This window comes from Cyclobacterium sediminis (genome assembly GCF_054781075.1).
Map to the genome: position 1 here is coordinate 214,097 of NZ_BAAGVC010000011.1, position 21,920 is coordinate 236,016.

The window sequence follows — 21,920 nt, forward strand, 5'->3', positions numbered from 1 at the left end:
ACACCTTAAGGCAAAGGAATTTTACAAAGTTTTGACATGGTCATTAACTCCTCAAGGATCATATGATGCACAGGAATACCTTGTTTCATCCTTGAAGCAAAAGCTTCTCGCTCAGGATCTCCGGGAATCAGCACCTTCCCTTCACTTTTCTGTGGTACGGCATTTCTCATGGTAACAATCCAATGATCCATACTCTCTTTGAAAGCCTTTAAATCCCTAAATCCTTCAATATCCCAAGCCATAAAGAAATGTCCAATTCCTTTTCCCACCTCCATTACAGGAATAGCAGAATGTATGGCGAAGGGCGTGGCAAAGGGTCCCCAATTGGCTCCACTTAAGACTGCAGTAAGGATATCAACTGCCGCTGCCAAACAGTATCCCTTATGCCCTGAGCCTTCTTTGGTACTTCCAAGTGGCAATAATGCGCCTCCATTGATCATCTTTTCAGGAGCTGTGGTGACCTCCCCTTTTTCATCCAGACACCAATATTCAGGTATTGATTTCCCTTCCCTATGTGCAATTTCCACCTTTCCATAAGCCACAGTGCTACTGGCAAAATCAATCACCACCTCCGGTTCATTTAAAGTGGGAAAGGCCATTGCCAAAGGATTGGTTCCCAGCATTTTTTCCTTACCATTAAATGGGGCCACGCCTTTGGTGGTATTGGTCATGGACATTCCTATATAATCCTTTCGAGTGGCCATAAGTGGATAATAACCGGCTGCTCCATAATGGTTGGTATTACAAACTGCTATGGAGCCGGACCCATGTTGGCTGGTTTTTTCAATGGCCATTTGCATGGATTGAGGACCTACCACCAATCCCAAACCATTGTCCCCATCTATGGTGGCAACTGCATGTTTTTCCCGAAGGACCTTGAGCTTTGGTTTTGGGTTGACCCTACCTGCCTTGAGTAAATCAAAATAGGTTTTCAATCTTGCTATTCCATGAGAATCAATCCCATGTTCATCGCTGTAAGCAAGCACATCCGCCGCAAGGACGGCCTCTTCAGGGGGCACGTCAAGTGACATAAAAACCTTCCCGGTAAACTCCCTTAGGGCTTGATGATTTATTAGAGTATATTTATTAGTCATTGCTTCATTTGTTATTGCAACACCTGCCCTATTTTTTTTAATGAATTAGTACCTTTAAAAAATTCATGTGAATCACTAAGCATTGAAAAAAATCGATAAAAAAAATCCGGTCAACCAAAAGGCCGACCGGATTTTAAATTTTTTTTTAATGATATATAAAAACAAAACTCATTAAGGCAGGGGTTTAATCATTATATCTTTGTAATAAACGACGCTTTTGGGATCGTGGGCCTGAAGTGCCACAGTTCCATGACTTAACCTCTTGCCGCTGTCACCAATTTCTCCTCTATCTGTTTTTTCATTGAATTCATTGATCACTTTCCCATTGATTTTAACGGTTACATCATCACCCTGAACGATGATGTGTTGGGTATACCATTCGTTATCTTTAACAAAAGTTTCTTTTACATCTTTAAAGCTGTAAACACTACCGGTTTTCCTCCAATCACCCTGCGTTTGATTGACCTGAATTTCATAGCCTTTACTTGGCCATCCGTCTTCTTCAAACTCAGTATGAACAAAAATTCCGGAATTAGCCCCAGGCATGGTTTTTACCTGCATCTTCAATTCAAAGTTTTTAAAATCATGCTTTTTGTATTTGCCGGTGTAGAACATGTGGGACCTTGGCCCCTCCACCTTAATTACTCCATCCACTATGCTGAATGATTCAGGATTTTCACTAAAAGACCAACCTTTAAATGATTTGCCATTAAAAAGCTCCTTCCAGCCTTTATCTGCTTTTTGAGCGGACACGTTTAAGGAGATTAATGCACATATAACAATTGCTAAGATTCTTTTCATCGGATTTAATTTGGATTAGTATTGTTTAGGCGTTCAAATTAATACTTTCTTAGGGATATTTCAAGTATAGCATGTGAATCACTTTTCAAAATATTTTCAAACCAACAATTCAAAATAATTTGATTGCAGAATGAGAAATAATAAAATATAAAAGTCAATTCTATCTCTTTCATCTCTTCTTTTTAAAATTAAATTCACCTAAAATGAATTCATGTAATTTTATCTTGAAAATAAAATTTTTGATTTCAGAATACTCACTGTATTTTAGGGAAATTTTAAAGTAATGTTTTATGAGCCAGGTAGAAAAAACCAGTTATTCCAGAGAAGAGCTTCAGGAATTTGAATCGCTTATTAATGAAAAACTGTCCATCGCTAAAGACGAGTTGAATCAATTGAAACGTTCTTTAAGTAAACAAAATGACAGTGGAACTGAAAACACGGCCTCCACATCAAAGCTACTTGAAGACGGAGCTGACACGCTTGAAAGAGAGAGCCTAAGTCAATTGGCTGCAAGACAGCAAAAGTTTATTATTAATCTGGAAAATGCCCTGAGGAGGATAAAAAACGGGACTTATGGGGTATGTGTAGACACAGGAAAACTCATAAGCAAGGAAAGGTTAAAGGCCGTCCCCCATACCATGCACAGTATTGAAGCAAAATTAGGCAAAAAATAAGCGTGGACTTTTTACCCAGACATATAGAAGCATTAATATTTTGTTCCCCAGAGCCCCTTGGCATCAAGGAAATTCAAAAATGTCTCGCAGAAATGTTTGAGACAGAAATTCCTATGGCGCACTTAGAAGAAGCACTGGAGGAACTGACCAACAAATACCTTTCTGATGATTTTTCATTCAGCTTGGAAAATTTGGCAGGAGGCTACCAGTTTTTGACAAAGCCGGCCTACCTCAGCAGTGTAGCCATCCTGCAAAAACACCAATCACAAAAGAGACTTTCCAATGCTCAATTGGAAACCCTTTCTATTATTGCCTATAAACAGCCCATCACTAAATCTGAAATGGAACAAATTAGAGGTGTCAATTGTGACTATTCTGTGCAAAAACTCCTTGAAAAGTCTCTTGTAGCCATAAAAGGTAAGTCTGATGGACTGGGGAGGCCCATTCTATATGGCACCAGTCCAAAGTTCATGGAATACTTTGGCATTAATGATTTAAGCGAACTCCCACAACCTAAGGATTTCAAAGCGGAAGAAAATGAAATTGGAAATCAATCGGATTGATTTCTCCTGTTTGATGTAATTATTTAATAAATAGCACTAAATTTGCATCCGCTTTGAAACTTAAGGTAAAGTCACCTTAGGCTCAAGCCATTACATTCGTATATTTTAATACAGCAGAGATGCTGCAAGCTTATGAAAAAATTCAACAATAGGTCCGAAAGGTCTCCTAAAAATTCAAAAGGAGAGTCGACCAACTCCGGGAAACGTGGTTCTTACGATAAAAAAAAGGAGCCCAGCTCCAAAATCCCTGAAGAAAAAACTGAATACAAAGGAAGGGGACGCAATCAAAAGCCCATTTTTGGCAAAGCCGAAGACAAAGAAAGGAAGAAAAAGCCTTTCAAAAAGCCTTTTTCACCTCTCAAGAGCGGAAAAAATAAATCAGAGGCTCAACCGCAGTACAACCTTAAAAGCATTCAAAAATCCGGACATAAGGAATCTGATGAAATCAGATTGAATAAGTTCATTGCCAACGCCGGCATTTGTTCCAGAAGAGATGCAGACAAACTCATTGAAAATGGGGAAATCTCCGTGAATGGGAAAGTGGTAAATGAAATGGGTTATAAGGTGCTTAGAAAAGACCGTGTGGTATACAAGGGAAAATCCATACGTCCTGAAAAACCTGTTTATATTTTACTTAATAAACCAAAGGATTTTATTACCACCACTGATGACCCCTTCGAACGAAAAACAGTCATGCACTTGGTAGAAAATGCCTGTGAAGAACGACTTTTCCCTGTAGGCAGGTTGGATAGAAATACCACCGGACTTTTACTTTTCACCAATGATGGAGAACTATCTGCCAAACTCACCCACCCTTCTTATGAGATCAAAAAAATCTACCAGGTAACCTTGGATAAACCCATTGCCAAAAATGATGTGGAGGCGATTCTTGAAGGGGTTACATTAGAAGACGGACTTACTGAAGTTGATGATCTTCAAGTTTTGTCTAAGGACAGAACCATCATGGGTATAGAAATTCATTCCGGTAAAAACAGAATTGTACGTAGGATATTTGCCCATTTCGGTTACGAAGTCATCGCCCTAGACAGGGTAACCTTTGCCGGATTAAGCAAAAAAGACATTCCAAGAGGTAATTATCGATTCCTCGAAGAAAAAGAAGTGATTAATCTTAAATTTCTCAACAAAAGAAAAAATAAGAAGCGTCCTAAATAGTCGCTTTTTTTCTAGCATGGTTTTGGCTGTAATTGATCAGAAATAAACCTGATTAATTATGAAAGCCATCTGGAAAGGAAAAACACTCGCAGCATCTGATGAGACGGTATTTTTGGAAAACAACCATTATTTTCCGCATGCGTCTCTAAACAGGCAATTTTTTGAAATCTCTCAGACTACCTCTGATTGCCCTTGGAAAGGAAGAGCGAATTATTACCATATCCGTGTTGGGGAGGACACCAATCTTGATGCTGCCTGGCATTACCCTGAACCAAAAGAAGCTGCAAGGGAAATAAAAGACCATGTGGCTTTCTGGAAAGGCGTAGAGATCAAAGAATAATCTCCATGAAAAAATACGATGCAATCATCATAGGTGCCGGGCAATCGGGAATGCCCTTGGCAAAAAAGATAAGTGCAAAAGGTTTGACTGTGGCCTTGGTGGAAAAAAGAGTAATAGGCGGGACATGCATCAATGATGGCTGTTCACCTACCAAGACCATGGTAGCCTCAGCAAGAGTGGCTCACCTGGTGGGCAGAGCTGAAGACTTCGGTGTAAATGTAAAAAGTTACACTATCGATCAAAAGGCCATCAAAGCCCGCAAAGACCACATTGTTACTACCTTTAGGGGAGGGGCTGAGAAAAGCCTTACAAAAGCAAAAAACGTAGACATCATCTTAGGCAAAGCAACTCTTCTTTCATCCAACGAAGTAAGCATTGAACGGGAAGGAGCTGAAGTTCTTGAAATTAAAGGGGATAAAATCTTCCTAAATTCTGGTGCTTATCCCTTTATCCCTAAGGTTGATGGTTTGAAAGAAACACCTTACCTGACCAGCACAAGCATCATGGAGCTCGAGGAAACTCCAAAGCACTTGATTATTCTTGGTGCCGGATATATAGGGCTTGAATTTGGACAGATGTTCAAAAGATTGGGTAGCAAGGTCAGCATTATAGACAAAGCCCCAAAACTTGTACCCAAGGAAGACAAGGACGTTTGTGAGGAAATTTCAAAGATCTTTGCTGAAGATGAAATTAACACCTACTTGGATACCTCGGTCACTAAGGTGAATTTCGAAAACGATCAATTTAAAGTTTATCTGGAAGGTAAATCAGGACCAAAAACTATTGAAGGCAGCCACTTACTGGTAGCTACCGGGAGGAAACCCAACAGCAAGGGCTTGGGGCTAGAGGACATCGGTGTAAAGCTTACGAAAAAGGGTCATATAGCAGTAAATGAAACCTTTAAGACCAGCGTTCCGAACATCTATGCCCTTGGAGATGTCGCCGGATCACCACCTTTTACCCATATGGCATATAATGATGCGCACATTGCCTTTAGAAGTATCTATGAAGGAGATAAAGAAATCTCTTCAAAGGACAGGTTGCTTCCCTACTGTGTGTTTATTGATCCTCAACTGGCAAGAATAGGACTTAATGAGCAGGAAGCCAAAGAAAAAGGGGTCTCCTATAAGGTGGGGAAATTTTTCATGAAGCATGCCGGTAGAGCACTGGAAACCGATGAAACGAATGGTTTTTTTAAAGTAATAGTGGATCCGGAGAGCAAGCAGATCTTAGGTGCTACCATTTTAAGTTTAGATGGAGGAGAGGTGATGGCGGTCCTTCAGATGGCCATGGTAGGTAAGGTTACCTATGATAAAATTCAAAACCTCCCAATAGCTCATCCAACGCTAGCAGAAAGTTTGAATAATTTGATGATGCAAATTGAGTAAATTCATTTAATCAAGATTTTCGATTGCAATCACTGGTTCACCTTCTGGGAGAAGCATTGCTTTATAGATATTTTACTTTGGAGGATTTCTTATCATCAATGCCTGCCATTAAGCACACCATTTCAGAAAATAGATCAATGGTTTAAATCAAGAAGATAGAATTGTGATTATTGGGTCCAAATTTGAAATTAACAGTATCGGATTTCCATTCTTTATTTTTTCAGCAAATACCATTGTTACTTTTTTGCTATAGGTCAAAAAAGTAATCAAAAAACCCCACCGCTGAGCATCTTTTGAGCTAAAATTTAAGGCCTGGCCGCACACAGCCAAACTGCGGTGTTTTTTGGTTTAACCATTTGCTTTTATTTAAAATTCCTACGGACCAAAAAACCTCCTCAGACAAGGCTGAGTCTTTTCTCCCCTTCTTAAATTTCTTAACGCTCAAAATCTGCAATGCGGAAATTATCTCTCCAGTAATTTAAAAAAAAAAAAATCAATAATCAAATATACCAATTGAACCACAAAGGCAATCAGAAAATAGTTGGTAATTAATCTAGGACGATTAATAAATATTTGTAGAGAGGAAATGGTTTTTAAATTTTCTTTCAGGGTCATATTTTTTGGTTAATTCCAGAAAATCAGGGTATTTTTCATATTGCTGCTGTAGCGCTTTAGGATTCATCGTAAAAAGCTTTCCCCAGTGGGGTTTTCCATTGAATGCTGCCAGTGTTCCTTCAATTTTGGGGATTAATTCCAATACTTCTTTGACATGAGGCTTCCATGTAAAATGAATGGCTACACTGTCTTGGTGATAACATGGACTCATCCAAAAATCATCCGCAGCAATTGCCCTAATTTCCGAAATAAATAAATGAGGAAAAATTTGATCGTTTAATTTTTCTATCGCAAGGATGGCTGCTACGGCATTTTCACGAGGAACAAAAAATTCAGATTGTAACTCTTCTCCTGCACTTGGATTAAAATCCATTTTAAAATGGGGCAACCTGTCGTACCAAGGTCCTGGCATGCCCATCTGTTCAGAACAGCATTCTGCCGACTGCGCCAGAAAAGGATGAATGTTTTTGGTTGCTGCTGTTGCACCATAAAAATCAGCTTCCATTTGAACAGAGGCCTCAGCCACTTTTTGTTTGACCCATACTTCACATATCTTCTTGTCTCTCCAGTCGGTAAACAGGCTAACACTGTATCCGCTGGACATTATGGCATCAAAATGCAATTCCAAACTTTCTAGTGGAAGGTTTAAAAAGACATTTTGCTGAACGGAAAAGGTTTCCTGCACTTCAAGGGTTAACTTGGTAATGATACCAAAGGCACCCAAACCTACCACTATTGCATAAAAGTCAGGATCTGATTTGTCCAGGTTTTTCAGCTCACCGTTGGGCATGACCAATTCGATGGCTACTACCGCAGTGGCCAGGTTCCCATTTTCCACACCCGATCCATGCGTAGCAGTGGCACATGCTCCTGCCACAGTAATATGGGGCAAGGAAGCCAGGTTATGCAAAGCGAAACCTTGCGCGTGTAATTCTTTACAAAAATCACCGTAGCGTGCCCCCGCTTCCACTGTCAAGGTCTTTTTGTCCCTATCCAATCCAAGGACTTTGTTTAATTGCTTGGTAGAAATCTGATTTTTAGAACTGTCTGCAATGTCATGGAAACAATGTTTGGAACCCAGGGCTTTTACCTGATCCAATCGCTTAACCAAGTCTTGAATTTCAACTACTGTACTTGGTTCATAAAGGTTTTTAGCTTTGAAAGTATAATTCCCAGCCCAGTTTTTTCTCTTCGAACCTATCGTCTCACTTTCCTCCATAATTTGATTTTTTCTTTTTTATGTGGAACAAGACAAATAGGACGCCACAATTCCATCAGTCGAAGCTAGGCTTGATGTTTTAATAACCTCTTCCTTTTTATTGCAAACCTTTAATATACCCTAAATTCACTAATTTTTTTTCATCAGGTTGCAAAATGCATCAATTGAAACCAATTCTTCATAACTTCTCCGGCTTAAATCCCACAAATACCATCTCGTCTTCCGAGGGATTGTTATCGGGATGGTTGAGGGAGAGGTACAGTTTGCCATTGTGGGTAAAATACATGCGGGTATATATAGTATTTAATGGCAGGTCCACTTCCCCTACTTTTTCAAAGTCACTGTTGAGCATGATTACTGAAGGAGGTTTATTGTCCCAGTTTCGCTGCTCCCCATCTGGGCCGATATAATCCACACCCTGGTAAGCCAAGCGGTAGAGGAGCTTGTTTTCTTCATCATAGGCCAACTCTCGGTAGGAGTTTGAAGGAACATAAAAGCTCTCGCTCTTTCCATTCTCAGCATGTTCCCAGGGCAGGGCATCTCCAAAGTGCCTGCTTCCTGCTTCCTTTTCAATCAACTCTTCTTTTTCCAAATCATGGATTAAAATATTGTTGTAAAATGGAAGGGCAAAAACCAAATAACGATCCTCTATCAGCAAATGAGAACTGTGGCTAAAATAGGCACCATGAACATAATTGTAAAAGTGGGAGGGTAACTCAAATACGTGTACGGCCGATTCATCCTCCATATTTGGGATTTTTAAAAACATGGTTCCTGACCATTTTCCAGGTGCATTGTAATCGGTATCTACTCCAGTTAATACATACAAATCACCATTTGTCTTATTATTCACCAATGGGTTAAATGTAGAATAGCTCTGTACAAAGGGGAAGCCTTTGCGCTCAATAATATTGGTTTTTAAAGTTTTTATAAGGTTTCCCATCAGATCTGTAACATATAAACGAATTCTATGGGTACTTCCTACTAAAAGGGTTGAGTCAGAAATCACTTCAAAAGCCTTTAACTTTCCAATACCATTGGGGCCTTCGGTTTTAAAGTGAATCTTAAAATTATCTCCCCCTTTGGAAAGGGCATAAAACTCCATTCCATTTGTGTTTTCATTTACTACCCCTAGGTATTCATTACCATTTATCTCAACCTTTTTAATGTATCTGCTGTAAACATTGGATTTGTCGCTAATAGAAAATACCAGAGTATCCATAGGAACCAAAGTCATTCTTTGGTCAAATTCCCGAGGTGTTGGATCAAGCCTTTTGTCTTCCTTGCAGGAAGCCCAAATGCACAGAAGGAGCACACTAAACAAAATATTTTTCACCTATAGATTTTATATCCGATTATTAGGAAGTACATAAATCAGTTAAATACCATAGATTTAAACCTTTATTTTTTAACCCATATCTAGCATTAAATTTTCAACCCGTTTTAAAACTAAAAAATTAAATTCAAAAAAAACAAATAGTTTATGTTTATTTTTTCATTTTATGAAAAATAGAACCGATTTCTAACTTTAGCCTAAAAACAAAAATACCAGTGAGGAAATAGTATGTTATTCCTGTATTAATCCCCCAGCCCTCCGTAGTGGCGGAAAGAGTTGCCGAAGGGAGAATTTTATTGCTAGATTCCCGGCGGCTGAGCGGAGCCGAAGCCATAGGGCAACGTGTCCGTTATACCTACTCCTTCGGCTCCGCTCAGGAACCGGTTATATGGCAGGTATTCACTTGAAACGGGCTGACTCAATTTAGAATCAGAAACGCATTCGTCAATCCTAAAAAATCGGAATCCCCCTTTAAAAAGGGGGAGTTGCGGAAACGTGAATTGACTGCTGAATTGTTGGGATTTTAAGGGATGAGGAAATGCAAAACAAGGTACTCTTTCGTCAGTCCTAAAATCACGAACTCCCCCTTTAAAAAGGGGGCGAAGAGCCTGTCCCGACATAGTCGGGAGGGATTTTTAACGCAAATATTTTAAAATTTCAGCTTGAAATAGTAGATAAGTAATCTCTCATTCAACCCTCTTTAACTGCTTTAGGCCTTCTATTCCAGATCGCCATAAATTGGAAATGGGCCATCCTTCGGGCGGACTCTTTGGCTTTATCAGCCAATTCTCCTTCATACAGCTCATTTATTGTCTCAAACCATAACTGCAGCCAGATTCCAAAATGCTTTTGCTCTACCGAATGGTGTAAATCCTTGTCTACATTGATATGTTTGAGCGTAGGGTTGCCCTTGAACTTAATCACTCCAAAAAGATTCGTTTCCCAGAAATCAGTAAGTTTCTCCAAGTGTTCCGGCCACCTTTCCTCCTCAATGTGTCCATTGAAAATGGGACCCAAAACTTCGTCTTTTCTGATTTTTGCATAGAATGCGTTTACCAGCACATTGATGTCTTTGCGGTTTTCAATTGGTTTCATCAGGCTTTATTTATTGGATTCCTTTACAACATTTTCTACACGTTTTACCTGATCGGATTTTGAAAGGCTCAAGCGAACCACACTGTCCTTTATGGCAGTAAGGTCATGTGGAATATTCCCATCTAGGGCTACAATACCTCCACTTTTAAAATTGTGTACCTCTCCTTCAGCCCCAAAGTCAATCTCTCCCTCCAGAACCTGAACAACTATCGGGAACTTGGTCTTATGCTCTTTCATTACCTGGCCTTCCTTCAATAGGATGCGTATTTCTTTGGAGAATGGAGATTCCAAAATTACTTTGGTACTGATCTTATCTCCAAATTGTAAAGCTTCATTAAATGATGCAACTTCCATATTATCTGTACTTTAAATTCAAACTCCAATTATTTATCAATACCTTTTTAAGGTACTCAAACTCATCTAAATAATAAAAGATGTTTTTATCTTTTATTATTGTATAGGTATTACAAATTTTTAATACAATACGTTCATTTTTATGGTTTTTTTGAGTATTTCAGGATTTACAGGAACTGACGTTCCCGTAATAATCCCCCTTGCCCCCTTTTAAGGGGGAGTTGCGGCAAAAGGATTTTTATTGCGGAATTGGCAAAATTATGACCGGCAAAAGAAACGCAAAATAAGGACGCGCTCATCAGTCCTGAAAGCTCGAACTCCCCCTTATAAAAAGGGGACTCAGGGGGATTTTTTCTAAATATTTTAAAATTCCAGTTTGAAAAACAACAACTTTTCCATAATCCCTCCCGACTATGTCGGGACAGGAACTGCCTCTAGTCAAGTGGGAGTTGCGGAAACGTGAATTGACTGCTGAATGAGTTCCTTTCCTGCCGGCGGCTGAGCGGAGTCGAAGCCATAGGGTAACGTGATCATTATACCTACTCCTTCGGCTCCGCTCAGGAACCGGTTAACCCATTTTTTATAAAACAGCCAATCCGAATGGGAGTCCCCAACAAAAAAGACCGGCTGTTCGGCCGGTCTTTTTTATGCACTATGAAAATTGAAATTTATATTTTCTCGAAAACATTTCTGAAGCTACAAGCAGCAGCCAACCTGCCATGCAATTCAGCAATTGGCACACGCTCCTGTTCGGTGGTATCTCTGTGACGGATGGTTACGGTATCATCTTCCAAGGTCTGGTGATCTACGGCTATACAAAATGGAGTACCTATCAAGTCCTGCCTTGTATAGCGCTTTCCTATTGACCCGGCTTCTTCATAGATGATATTGAAATCATATTTCAATTGATCAAAAATCGCTTTGCCTTTGTCAGGTAAGCCATCTTTTTTGGTCAATGGCAAAATGGCTGCTTTCACGGGAGCCAAGGCAGGATGCAAAGCCAAGTAAGACCTGGTTTTGCCTTCCACTTCTTGCGTGGTAAAGGCATTACAAAGGGTCATTAAAAACAACCTGTCCGCTCCGATAGAGGTTTCTACTACATAAGGAATGTAATTTTTATTCACCTCCGGATCAAAATACTGTTGCTTCTTTTTGCTGAACTCCTGGTGTGCTTTCAAATCAAAATCAGTACGGGAGTGAATCCCCTCCACTTCTTTGAATCCAAAAGGAAATTTGTATTCTATATCCAAAGCAGCATTGGCATAATGTGCCAGCTTCTCATGGTCATGTCTTCTTAGTTTTTCTTCAGGAATACCCAAAGCTTTGTGCCAGCTCATACGTGTATCCGCCCAATGCTTGTACCATTCCAATTCAGTACCGGGTCTCACAAAGAACTGCATCTCCATTTGCTCAAACTCCCGCATTCTAAAAATGAACTGTCTCGCAACAATCTCATTCCTAAAGGCCTTACCTATTTGTGCAATCCCAAAAGGAACTTTCATTCTGGCTGTTTTCTGCACATTCAAGAAGTTTACAAATATCCCCTGAGCCGTTTCCGGTCTTAGGTAAATGGTGCTTGAATCTTCTGAAACAGAACCCACCTGGGTTGAAAACATTAGGTTAAACTGTCTTATTTCTGTCCAGTTAGTTGTACCACTTACCGGACATTTGATGTCTTCTTCAATTAAAAATTCGCGAAGGGCAGTAAAATCTTCTGCTTCCAACAAACGCCCCATGGTAGCCAAAAGGCTATCCGCTTTCTCCTGATTGCCCTCGTTTTCATAACCGGCAGCTTTTTCTTCTATCAGTACATCTGCCCGATAGCGCTTTTTACTGTCCTTATTGTCCACCATTGGATCATTGAAACTATCCACATGACCGGAAGCTTTCCAAGTGGTAGGATGCATAAATATCGCTGCATCCAAGCCTACAATGTTACCATTTAGACGGGTCATGGATTCCCACCATAACCTTTTAAGATTGTTCTTTAACTCTACCCCATAAGGCCCGTAATCGTACACCGCCTGAAGCCCATCATAAATTTCAGATGAAGGGTAAACAAACCCATACTCTTTGGCATGGGCAATGATATCTTTTAGCAGACCACTTTCCTGCTTTTGTTCTGATTTTGCCATAAGCGCAAAATTAAGCAAAAACCTATACTCTACAAGGTTTTTCAGTTACTGGTATGGCTTTGTATCAGGAAAGCAGCAATATCTGCGATATCTTGCGCCTTAAGATCCATTTCCTTAGGCCCCGGCATCAGACTTATAGGAAGTTGTTTTCTGGTTAACACCAGTTCTGCTGGCAAAACATGTCGCTGCCCTTGGAAATCCAGCACCGTAACCACCGGTCCTGAAGATTGTAGCAAACCTAAAAGTACCGCACCATTTTTTAGTGCAATTAAATATGCTTCTGAACCAAAGCCTACGGCTGCATCAGGTTGAACAATGGCATTAACCAAGGTTGGGTAATCCATTTTCTGTCCGATTCGACTCAAATCCGGTCCAATTTCATTGCCGGAATTAGCAACTTTATGGCAGGCAGCACAATTTTGAATGGCTTTTACCTTGCCGGCTACTGGGTCTTTGCCAAGGGATAAAATTTCTTTTTCATCCATTGCTGTGTCTTCTCCAAAATAATACCTCAATAACTTAAGCACCGAAGGTCTTTTTTCATCCTTATTAACAGCTGAAAAATCTAAATTATAATTTTTAAATGCACCTTCTGCAGCCATCAAAACCAAATGAAGTCTACCTTCCGGGCTTTCCGTCAATTGAGCGATAACCTCCTGCTTTTGCTCCAGATTGGTTAAACTGTCTTTCAGTTGTGCTTTTAATGCCAATAAATCGGGCTGAGCATCTGGTAGGACAATTGGGGCCTCCCAATCTTGCAGAAAAGCGCTCCACTCATTGTATTTCCTGAATTGAAGCCACCATTGGGCTTTTTCTCCAAGTATTCCCTCCTTTTCAGCAGCTTTCTTTACAGCCTCAACTGCCTCTTTCTCAAAAATAAAAGCCAGTGTTTCCAAAGCCAGGTCTCGCGCTTCTATTGCTAAGTCCTCATTCTCCAACCTGGCCTTCAAGGCAGAAACTGCTACTTTTGGGTGCCATTCCCAAACCAGGGAGGCAATTTGAGGAGACCATTTTGCGGGGTCCATTGTAGCGATATTGGCCAAGTAATAGGCTTCCGCATGGTCTTTCATCCCTATCCCCAATGCATTTCTGTACCAGGGGTCTTCTCCATCGTAAGCTTCAATTATTTCTCCATAGATTTCTGAAGTTTTATCCCAGTCCTCATCCCTTAGCAATAAGGCCAGTCCTCTTTTAATCAATGGCGAACTTTCTTTTGCAATCCCCAACGCTTCGTCGAGCAATCGCTCCGGAGCATAGGCTGACAAAGCCCTGAGGGTGGTCAAAACGATTTCCTGATTAGCATCTTCCAATAAAGGCAAAATCAAATGGATTCCTTCTGCTCCCATGTCTGCCAGGGTCCAGATCGCTCTGGCCCTAAAAAAGGGATTGTCCTCATTTTGAACCACCTTTTGAAGCTCAGGCAAAACTGCGGCCCCCTGATCTTTTAACTTTTGCATGGCAAAAGCACGCACATGTACCGCAGGATTTTTTAAGGCTGCCAATTGACCTTCAGTAGTAGAATAATCAATTTTTGGAAGTGTTAAATTTTTATCTTTTGGAACAATGCGGTAAATCTTACCTTCTCCAATCTTATCTCTCATCTGGTGACCTCCAACGATAGGATCATACCAGTCTGCAATAAATAGCGCACCATCCGTCCCAATCGTTACATCACTTGGTCTGAACCATTTCCGGGTATCTTCCTCCACCTGATGCCAAATATAACCGGTATTGTCCCGATCTACAGAAGAAATAAATGCCTGCCGATTATGAAGGGGATACCCTGCTCCTTCTACCTCGGGAGCATAACCAAACACTATATTTCTTCCGGCATCAGCACTTAGCAAAAGGCCTCTGAATTGCGCCCCTAATTCGTCTCCCTCTATTCGCACCATTCCTGTGGGTGATCCTGCTCCATAAACATCCCCTACAGGCAATACGCCGGGATCATGTTGATGCCAATGTGCTTCGGCTATGCTTTGCCCTGGCCTTCTGTCCGCCTGCCAAGTTCGATCTCCTTTTTCACTAAAATAGCCGGCATCACTGCCCTCCATCAACCAGGTGGTTCTACAAGAGGCTGTTTGATCATCATTGTCACTTTGCCACATATTGCCATAAGAATCTACGGCCACTTCAAAAGCATTTCTAAAATTGTGTGACACTACCTCCATACCGGTTCCATCAGGGTTGATTCTGATAATCAACCCCCCATTGTATATTTCGCCGTCGTCACTTATCTGGGAGGGTATATTCTCTGTACTGTAAGGGGTATATTCATTGTAAACACTTCCCGATCGAAGGGTCCAACCATCTTTTCCTTCTACCTGATGTGGTCCTGCATTCCCGGTTATAAAGTACCACTTCCCATCCGGGCCAAGCTGCCCTGCATGTAGGCCATGGTCATGGTCTTTTCCACCAAATCCTGTTAAAAAGACCTCTTTGCTATCAGGAAGATCGTCCCCATCTTCGTCTGTATAGATGATAACATTTGGAGAGCAAGAAACCACTACTTGATTGCCAAGCACCGCTATACCCAAAGGGCTTCTTAGCAAGGTGTCTTGAACAAAAACCTTTGAAGTATCTGCTTTGCCATCGCCGTTAGTATCCTCAAGGATCATTACACGGTCACCTTTATCCTGCACCTTGTGTCCATCAGCATTCCGGAAATCTCTGTAGTTAACTGCTTCAGTGACCCATACCCTACCTTTGGCATCCACATCCATATTGGTGGGATTAAAGAATAGGGGGCTTTCGGCCCATACACTTACCTCCAATCCTTCCGGAACATATAACAATGGCTGAGACTCTTGCTGTTTACCGGAATCACATGCGAACAACCCCAAGAATAAAAAACAACAACAGAGAGGCCACTTTACCATTTTTTAGGATTTCATAAGTTGTGTAACAAAATTTAGATTTTTTCTATAGGCCGGCAACACCTCCATACCTTTTGGGATGGCCCCCTCCATGATGTACCAACCTCTATAGCCAATTTTATCCAGACTCACTTTTACTTTTTCAAAATTCACCTTCCCTTGCCCAAGTAACTGACCATTTTCTTTAAAATGAATTTCACAGATATTTTCAGCTCCTAAGAGGGCTATTTCCTCAAAAATATCATAGCCCATTTTGGTAGCATTGGCCAAGTCATAATAAACCTTTACATGGGAAGATCCCACTGCTGCTAAAATCTCCAGGTGTTCTTCTGCAGAAAGCCAAGATTCAATTCCCAGCACGACATCGGCTGCTTCTGCCTTGGGGGCAACTTTCTTTAATCTACGAATCACTTCCTTTTTTCCAGAAGGATCATTTCTTAGGTCTCCAGCAGAGAAAAAGGCCAGTAAAACATTTTTGCAACCCAATGCTTTGGCTACATCTATGCTGTCTGAAACCCAAGCCTCTGTTTCAGGGGCAGATTTATAGGGCACTCGATTGAGTTCTCCTATGGCCAAGCCGGCAATTTTCACTTTGTTTTTTTTAGCTGCCTTCAGGTAAATTTCCTGCATGCTTTTTTGTCTAAGGTGCATGTCATTGGCTACATTCCCTAAACTTACCTGTACGCCGTCCAGACCTATTTCTCTAGCCAACGCTAATGCACTAGGATCAGAAGCTTTCCCAATAGACCAATCGCAAGCGCCAATCCGGGCTTTTGGTTTGACAAAGCGTTCATTTACCGCCCAAATGGGCCCTAATGCGGCCATACTTCCAAGTGTAAAAAGGGTTTTTCGCCTGCTGAATTTTTTCATCTTAGTTATTTATACCGACCATTTTATAAACCTTCCCATCAGCTTTGGTAAACAAGTACATTTCTCCATTGGCATCTTTGCCCAATCGAAGATCCACCCTTCTGCTACCCGATAATTTGGAAAGAGGAACAGAAACTCCTTCATACTCGACTGTCCATTCATAAATTGGAGCTTGTTTGCCAATTTTAAGATCAGCAATATTCACATAAAACAGTCTACCTTTTGTAATATCTCCAAACAGGTATTTCCCCTCAAGACCCGGTACTTCAATACCTGTATATTCATAACCTCCGGAAATAGCATTGCCTTCATCGTGGTCATACATGGCTACCGGGTAAGAAAAGCCAAAAGATTTTTCATTTTCAGGCAAAGGAAAAACCATATTGGAATCATCTTCAGGTTTTAATTTAAAAGTACCCTCCCTGACAGGCCATCCATAATCAGCTCCCGGACGAAGCATATAAAGGGATTCTATTTGGCCTTGACCGATATTTGAAACGAGTATCTCTCCTGATTGGGTCCATGAAATTCTATGCGGATTTCTAAATCCTTGTGCATAAATTTCCGGCAACCAGCCCTTATCATTGCCTACAAACGGGTTGTCAGTTGGTATTCCATATTGCCCATTTTTGCTATTGTTTCCTTGCGGGTCTATTCTAAAAACTGAACCCCAGGCCTGAGTGCCACCATAAGATATCCAGGCATGTCCTCTTCCTTCCGAACCACCATCTCCAATTCCTATATACAGCAGTCCATAATCCTTTTCTCCTTTTTTGGCATAAGGGTTAAAAGTAATCTCTTGCATCCCATGAATCCCGGAGGCCATATCAATTCTAAAAAGCTCTCTTTTGCTTTTGGCTTGAAAAGGTACAGCCATGGGGTTTTCCGTTTTCCATTCGGTTACTACCCACTGAAGATCGCTTTTGATACTATCTCCAAAGGCAAAATCTGCAGGTTTTGTGTGGGGTTTTTCGGTATGATTGGTATAGAATAGGCCATTCTCACCAAACTCAGGGTGAAAGGCAAAACTACCAAAACCAGTAGCCAAGCCTGGTTCATTAATGAATTCGGGCATTTCCTTGGACATATCGAGGAATAACTTTGTTTTTGCCCCTTCCATAAGGTACATTTTACCTCTTAAATCCATCATGTACAACTCCTTGCTTACCGGATGGAAATCCATTTTCGCAATACGGGTAAGGGGTTTCTTTTCTGCGGAAGCAGGGATTGTACTGATTAGCTCTAATTTCACAACCAAATCTGACAAGGGAATTTTTTCAGGAATCGGGTTTCCTATGGAATCCAATACAACTTCTAAATTTTCTTGAGGAGCTTCATGCTGGTGCATGAAGGCAATTATATTGTCTATTTGACCTTGCTCTAGATGCTTAAAAGAAGGCATGTAGGTTTTGTATCGCTCAAAAACCTTACGGGCCCTTTCATCTCCATTGTCAATCATCTCAGCAGGGTTTTGGATAAAAGCGCGCAACCACTCTAAGGACTGCTCTCTGGTAATCCCACCCAAATGGGGACCAATACCATTTTTTTTGAAGGAATGGCAACTGCCACAATTGGTTTGAAAAAGGTCTTCTCCGGTCTTTAGGCTTGTTTGATCCATTGGTATTAATTCTTCCAATGGCTTGTCTCCGGATTTACATGACCAACAAATAGCAAGTACAAACAAGAGAAAAAAACGGTTGATATTTGGATTCATAGATTAATGGTACTGTCAAAATACAATTTATACAATTATAATAATGAAGCCAATCTACTTTATTCCTATTAAATAAAAAAAAACTTATTTATCAATGGTCAAAAAATATCATTTCTCGACTCCTTTTAATTTTAAATAAAAAAAGGGTGCTATTTACAACAGCAATCTTTCTAAATTTTATGGACAAAAATAATTACCAGCCCTTATTTTGCTCAATTCCTGAGGAGCTAACTACTCTTGTTGGAATTGGCCAAACACCCATAACATCGGCATCAAAATTTCTTGCAGGCCAGATTTCACCTATTACAAAGTCAGAATTCGGATCAATCCTAGCCATCCCCATTCTAACTCAAAGCTTATGTCTATCAATTAGATGGAACATTCATGTAAAAAAACAAACTTCCTTGCCCTCGATTTTTTATATTTGTCGCTATTTAATTATACCAAAATATCCACCATGAAAAACATTAGCCTATTAAGTCTATTGCTAACATTTTTAGCTTTCCAGCCTGCTTTTTCACAATCTTCCAATTATGGAGAAATCCAAGGAAAAGTGATCGATGAGGATGGGGGCAGCCCGCTAGGGTTTGCTACCATCAGTGTTTTTTCTCTGGAAACCGAAGACAAAAAGTTAATCAATGGGGGTATCACCACAGAAGACGGCAGCTTTTCAATCGGACTTCCACAAGGCACCTTCAATGTATTGGTTGAATTTATGGGCTATAAGGCTACCGAATTAAACCAAATCACCATCAATAAAGAAAATAGAAAATTAAATTTAGGTGAAATTGGGTTATCCCCAGACACTGAAAGTTTGGATGAAGTGGTGGTTCAAGGAGAAAAAACCATGATGGAATTGTCCTTGGACAAAAGAATATTCAATGTCGGAAAGGACTTGTCCAATGCAGGCCGCACGGCGAATGATATTTTGATGAATCTACCGTCAATATCAGTAGACCCGGAAGGAGGAGTTAGCTTAAGGGGCTCAAGTAATGTAAGGATTTTAGTAGATGGCAAACCATCCGGCCTGGTTAGCTTTAAAGGAAGTAGCGGTTTACAACAATTACCTGCCAGCATGATAGAAACAGTAGAGGTCATCACCAACCCTTCTGCACGCTATGAAGCCGAAGGTATGGCTGGGGTGATCAATATCATATTGAAAAAGGAAAACACCCAAGGTTTTAATGCTTCCTTTGAAGGCACCGTGGGGAACCCGGACAACTTTGGTTTGGCAGCCAACCTAAATTACCGCCACAAAAAGATCAACTGGTTTATCAACTATGGGGTAGCTTACAGAAAGGTGCCAAGAGAAGGCACCATCAACCAAGAAGTAAGCAATGAAGACACCACCTTTTATTCACATCAAACCACCACAGGCACCGTCAATGGTATCAACAACAATATTCGGGCTGGCTTGGATTACTTCTTCAATGAGAACAGTATTTTGACAGGGTCTTATCTCTGGAGACGGAGTGATTCAAGAAGATTAACAAATATTAGGTACAACGATTATGAGCTTGAAGGTGGGCCCTTACAAAGTTATACCCTACGTACCCAAGATGAGGATGAAAAAGAGCCTAATTCTGAATTTAACCTTACATATAAACGTAGTTTTGAACAAAGTGGGCATGAGTTAACCGGCGCCATTACCTACTTGGAATATTGGGAAAATTCAGACCAGGTTTATACCCAAGATGGATTTACACCGTCTGGAACTCCCATTGCCGGAGCATCAATTTACCAAACATCTGTAAACGATGAGTTTGACAGGCAGTGGCTCTTTCAATTGGATTATACTAAACCTATTGGCAAGGAGGGGAATTTCGAGACGGGATTCAGAAGTAGTTTCAGAAACATGGAAAATGATTTTATCGTAAGTCAAAGACTGGAATCGGGTGAATTTGAAGCCCTACCCGGATTGGATGACATCTTCCTTTATGATGAAAACATTCATGCTGCCTATGCCATCTTGGGCAATAAACATGAGAAATTCTCTTACCAAGGAGGGCTACGTGCGGAATACACTGATGTCACCACCACACTGGTAAACTCAAATGAAATCAACCCAAGAGATTACGCCAACCTCTTTCCTTCTGCTCACTTCACTTATAACCTCAGTCAAGACGATGCTTTTCAAATGAGTTATAGTAGAAGAATCAGGAGGCCCGTTTATAATGACTTGAGTCCCTTTATGACTTTTTCTGATGCGAGAAACTTTTTTAGTGGCAATCCGGATCTCAACCCTGAATATACAGATGCCTTCGAAATAGGCCATATCAAATACATGGACAAAGGATCCATTTTTTCTACCGTTTACTATAGGGATACCAAGGATAAAATTGAAAGAATAAGAAGTGTGGACGCAGAGGGAAATTCTACAACTATCCCGGAAAATTTATTAGGTGAGCAATCCATGGGTTTTGAATTCACTACAGATTACATCCCTGTGGATTGGTGGAAGTTAGATGCCAATTTTAACTTTTTCTATGCCAAAATAGATGGAAGTAATGTATTGGATACTTATACTACCGACACTTATTCTTGGTTTACCCGACTTACTTCTCGATTTACCTTTGCCAATGGCCTGGATCTTCAAGTTCGGGGAAATTATGAAGGCAGAAGAAAAGTGGCCCAAGGAGTACAAAAAGCCATGGCCTTTATGGACATATCGGCAAGCAAAGACATTATGAAGGGCAGGGGAACATTGATTCTTAATGTTTTGGACGTATTTAATTCAAGAAGGAGCCGATACATTTATGGAGGACCGGGTTTCAAAACAGTAGGAGATGTATTCCCTAGGAAAAGACAAATTAACCTTACATTGAATTACCGTATCAAACAATCCAAAGCTCAAAGTAAAAGCAAGCTTATGGGGGCTGAATAATTATTTTACCATTGGCCAATGGGTTCCTTGTTGGCCAATGGTAAATTTCCATTTTTCACCGGAAGGACACATTAGTTAGAGCATATAAAGGAATGCTATTTGGTTTAATGAACTACTTTGCCATTGCTTTCACTTCTAAATGCCGGAAACACTGGACCATGTGGTCATTCACTATTCCTGTGGCTTGTAAATGTGCGTATACAGTAGTACTTCCTAAAAATTTAAAGCCATAATTCTTCAGTTCTTTGGCCACTTTATTGGAAAGGTCTGTAGTGGACGGAACTTCTCCCATGTTTTTCCAAGCATTTTGTATTGGTTTTCCATCTACAAAATCCAGCATAAATCCGGTAAAGGTTCCATATTTCTCTTGAACCTCAATAAAGCGCTGGGCATTGTTTACAGCGGCTTCAATTTTCATCCGATTGCGAACGATACTTGGGTCGGCCGTTAATTTATCAATTTCTTTAGGGGTAAAACGTGCTACTTTTTGGTAATCAAAATCTTTAAATGCTTTTGCATATCCTGCCCTTTTCTTTAAGATGGTGGCCCAACTTAATCCTGCCTGAGCACTTTCTAAGATCAAAAACTCAAAGTGGGTTCTATCACTATACACCGGAACTCCCCATTCTTCGTCATGATACCTGATATAATCTTCAAACCCAAGACACCATGGGCAACGAAATTTTTGGGTCTGATTATGCATGTAATCGCTCATATGGTTACAGGATTTCTAAGAAATATAGTCAATTCCAAGATCAACATGGCATCAAATCCCATGAAATCATGCAA

17 protein-coding genes are annotated in these 21,920 nt (G+C 40.5%); 6 read left to right on the plus strand and 11 right to left on the minus strand.

What is annotated here, in order from left to right:
• Positions 1-5: 5 nt before the first annotated feature.
• Both ACYVHJ_RS13920 and ACYVHJ_RS13925 read right to left on the minus strand, forming a co-directional pair.
• Positions 6-1,094, minus strand: a complete 1,089-nt coding sequence (locus ACYVHJ_RS13920) for an Ldh family oxidoreductase (protein ID WP_460515735.1) — start codon at positions 1,092-1,094, stop codon at positions 6-8.
• Between the two features lie 171 nt (positions 1,095-1,265).
• On the minus strand, positions 1,266-1,895 hold the full coding sequence (locus tag ACYVHJ_RS13925) for a 3-keto-disaccharide hydrolase (protein ID WP_339902404.1): 630 nt from the start codon (positions 1,893-1,895) through the stop codon (positions 1,266-1,268).
• 290 nt (positions 1,896-2,185) lie between these two features.
• Between ACYVHJ_RS13925 and ACYVHJ_RS13930 the strand changes: the two genes are divergently transcribed.
• The 5 genes from ACYVHJ_RS13930 to ACYVHJ_RS13950 all read left to right on the plus strand — a co-directional run bounded on the left by ACYVHJ_RS13930 (position 2,186) and on the right by ACYVHJ_RS13950 (position 6,033).
• On the plus strand, positions 2,186-2,569 hold the full coding sequence (locus ACYVHJ_RS13930) for a TraR/DksA family transcriptional regulator (protein WP_303613144.1): 384 nt from the start codon (positions 2,186-2,188) through the stop codon (positions 2,567-2,569).
• Positions 2,570-2,571: 2 nt separating this feature from the next.
• The gene (scpB, locus tag ACYVHJ_RS13935) at positions 2,572-3,132 is read left to right on the plus strand and encodes an SMC-Scp complex subunit ScpB (protein ID WP_303613145.1); all 561 of its coding nucleotides are present in this window, start codon (positions 2,572-2,574) and stop codon (positions 3,130-3,132) included.
• A gap of 132 nt (positions 3,133-3,264) precedes the next feature.
• Positions 3,265-4,305, plus strand: a complete 1,041-nt coding sequence (locus tag ACYVHJ_RS13940; protein WP_460515738.1) for a pseudouridine synthase — start codon at positions 3,265-3,267, stop codon at positions 4,303-4,305.
• Positions 4,306-4,363: 58 nt separating this feature from the next.
• Positions 4,364-4,645, plus strand: a complete 282-nt coding sequence (locus ACYVHJ_RS13945) for a DUF427 domain-containing protein (RefSeq protein ID WP_303613147.1) — start codon at positions 4,364-4,366, stop codon at positions 4,643-4,645.
• A 5-nt stretch (positions 4,646-4,650) separates the two neighbouring features.
• A complete protein-coding gene (locus ACYVHJ_RS13950; protein WP_460515741.1) occupies positions 4,651-6,033 on the plus strand; it encodes a mercuric reductase in 1,383 nt (460 codons plus the stop codon).
• Between the two features lie 562 nt (positions 6,034-6,595).
• On the opposite strand, the gene ACYVHJ_RS13955 is transcribed toward ACYVHJ_RS13950, so the two are convergent.
• From ACYVHJ_RS13955 to ACYVHJ_RS13990, 8 genes are all read right to left on the minus strand, one after another.
• A complete protein-coding gene (locus tag ACYVHJ_RS13955; RefSeq protein ID WP_460515743.1) occupies positions 6,596-7,867 on the minus strand; it encodes an FAD-binding oxidoreductase in 1,272 nt (423 codons plus the stop codon).
• Positions 7,868-8,045: 178 nt separating this feature from the next.
• Positions 8,046-9,203, minus strand: coding sequence for a DUF4221 family protein (locus tag ACYVHJ_RS13960; RefSeq protein ID WP_460515745.1), 1,158 nt, complete (start codon positions 9,201-9,203; stop codon positions 8,046-8,048).
• A gap of 690 nt (positions 9,204-9,893) precedes the next feature.
• On the minus strand, positions 9,894-10,298 hold the full coding sequence (locus tag ACYVHJ_RS13965) for a group III truncated hemoglobin (protein WP_460515747.1): 405 nt from the start codon (positions 10,296-10,298) through the stop codon (positions 9,894-9,896).
• A 6-nt stretch (positions 10,299-10,304) separates the two neighbouring features.
• A complete protein-coding gene (locus tag ACYVHJ_RS13970; protein WP_460515749.1) occupies positions 10,305-10,652 on the minus strand; it encodes a cupin domain-containing protein in 348 nt (115 codons plus the stop codon).
• A gap of 668 nt (positions 10,653-11,320) precedes the next feature.
• Entirely contained in the window at positions 11,321-12,787 is a 1,467-nt protein-coding gene (locus tag ACYVHJ_RS13975; protein ID WP_460515751.1) for a glycine--tRNA ligase, read from the minus strand.
• A 41-nt stretch (positions 12,788-12,828) separates the two neighbouring features.
• Complete coding sequence (locus ACYVHJ_RS13980; protein WP_460515753.1) at positions 12,829-15,666, minus strand: PVC-type heme-binding CxxCH protein; 2,838 nt, start codon at positions 15,664-15,666, stop codon at positions 12,829-12,831.
• 3 nt (positions 15,667-15,669) lie between these two features.
• Positions 15,670-16,533, minus strand: coding sequence for a sugar phosphate isomerase/epimerase family protein (locus ACYVHJ_RS13985; protein WP_460515755.1), 864 nt, complete (start codon positions 16,531-16,533; stop codon positions 15,670-15,672).
• 1 nt (position 16,534) lies between these two features.
• A complete protein-coding gene (locus tag ACYVHJ_RS13990) occupies positions 16,535-18,247 on the minus strand; it encodes a PQQ-dependent sugar dehydrogenase (protein WP_460515757.1) in 1,713 nt (570 codons plus the stop codon).
• A 457-nt stretch (positions 18,248-18,704) separates the two neighbouring features.
• On the opposite strand from ACYVHJ_RS13990, the gene ACYVHJ_RS13995 reads away from it, so the two are divergent.
• On the plus strand, positions 18,705-21,131 hold the full coding sequence (locus tag ACYVHJ_RS13995) for a TonB-dependent receptor (RefSeq protein WP_460515759.1): 2,427 nt from the start codon (positions 18,705-18,707) through the stop codon (positions 21,129-21,131).
• Positions 21,132-21,243: 112 nt separating this feature from the next.
• Here ACYVHJ_RS13995 and ACYVHJ_RS14000 read toward each other — a convergent pair whose 3' ends face one another.
• On the minus strand, positions 21,244-21,846 hold the full coding sequence (locus ACYVHJ_RS14000) for a DNA-3-methyladenine glycosylase I (RefSeq protein WP_460515761.1): 603 nt from the start codon (positions 21,844-21,846) through the stop codon (positions 21,244-21,246).
• Between the last annotated feature and the right edge of the window lie 74 nt (positions 21,847-21,920).

Coding starts and splice junctions, on each gene's coding strand:
- ACYVHJ_RS13970 (WP_460515749.1), bottom strand. CDS start 10,652: ATGGAAGTTGCATCATTTAATGAAGCTTTACAATTTGGAGATAAGATC.
- ACYVHJ_RS13940 (WP_460515738.1), top strand. CDS start 3,265: ATGAAAAAATTCAACAATAGGTCCGAAAGGTCTCCTAAAAATTCAAAA.
- ACYVHJ_RS14000 (WP_460515761.1), bottom strand. CDS start 21,846: ATGAGCGATTACATGCATAATCAGACCCAAAAATTTCGTTGCCCATGG.
- ACYVHJ_RS13980 (WP_460515753.1), bottom strand. CDS start 15,666: ATGGTAAAGTGGCCTCTCTGTTGTTGTTTTTTATTCTTGGGGTTGTTC.
- ACYVHJ_RS13975 (WP_460515751.1), bottom strand. CDS start 12,787: ATGGCAAAATCAGAACAAAAGCAGGAAAGTGGTCTGCTAAAAGATATC.
- ACYVHJ_RS13950 (WP_460515741.1), top strand. CDS start 4,651: ATGAAAAAATACGATGCAATCATCATAGGTGCCGGGCAATCGGGAATG.
- ACYVHJ_RS13930 (WP_303613144.1), top strand. CDS start 2,186: ATGAGCCAGGTAGAAAAAACCAGTTATTCCAGAGAAGAGCTTCAGGAA.
- ACYVHJ_RS13985 (WP_460515755.1), bottom strand. CDS start 16,533: ATGAAAAAATTCAGCAGGCGAAAAACCCTTTTTACACTTGGAAGTATG.
- ACYVHJ_RS13925 (WP_339902404.1), bottom strand. CDS start 1,895: ATGAAAAGAATCTTAGCAATTGTTATATGTGCATTAATCTCCTTAAAC.
- ACYVHJ_RS13955 (WP_460515743.1), bottom strand. CDS start 7,867: ATGGAGGAAAGTGAGACGATAGGTTCGAAGAGAAAAAACTGGGCTGGG.
- ACYVHJ_RS13965 (WP_460515747.1), bottom strand. CDS start 10,298: ATGAAACCAATTGAAAACCGCAAAGACATCAATGTGCTGGTAAACGCA.
- ACYVHJ_RS13990 (WP_460515757.1), bottom strand. CDS start 18,247: ATGAATCCAAATATCAACCGTTTTTTTCTCTTGTTTGTACTTGCTATT.
- ACYVHJ_RS13995 (WP_460515759.1), top strand. CDS start 18,705: ATGAAAAACATTAGCCTATTAAGTCTATTGCTAACATTTTTAGCTTTC.
- ACYVHJ_RS13945 (WP_303613147.1), top strand. CDS start 4,364: ATGAAAGCCATCTGGAAAGGAAAAACACTCGCAGCATCTGATGAGACG.
- ACYVHJ_RS13920 (WP_460515735.1), bottom strand. CDS start 1,094: ATGACTAATAAATATACTCTAATAAATCATCAAGCCCTAAGGGAGTTT.